We start from the raw sequence: 253 nt of genomic DNA, 5'->3' as shown, positions 1-253 counted from the left end.
CCTCTCGTCCGCAACCAGCTCGATCAGTTCGCTGTCCACGTCGACCTCGACCGGCATCAGCTCGTTGTCGACCGGCCTCAGCTCGACCGACAGCTCGGTTGCCTCGCTGTCAACTTCGACGTCGACCGGCCTGTCGTCGGCAACCAGCTCGATCAGCTCGCTGTCCACCTCGACCTCGACCGGCATCAGCTCGTTGTCGACCGGCCTCAGCTCGACCGATAGCTCGGTGGCCTCGCTGTCGACTTCGACGTCG

Annotated in this window: 1 protein-coding gene; it reads right to left on the bottom strand. The window is 64.8% G+C overall.

Features of this window, described 5'->3' with window-relative positions; translation table 11 throughout:
- Positions 1 to 253 (bottom strand): hypothetical protein (locus U5771_RS35505; protein WP_322028228.1); only part of this gene is annotated, 253 nt, incomplete at both ends.

Source organism: Burkholderia sp. BCC1977 (assembly GCF_905339595.1).
In the GTDB taxonomy this organism is placed as follows: Bacteria; Pseudomonadota; Gammaproteobacteria; order Burkholderiales; family Burkholderiaceae; genus Burkholderia.
The sequence above is the reverse complement of the archived record's forward strand: the minus strand, read 5'-3'. Positions and strand labels throughout refer to the sequence as shown.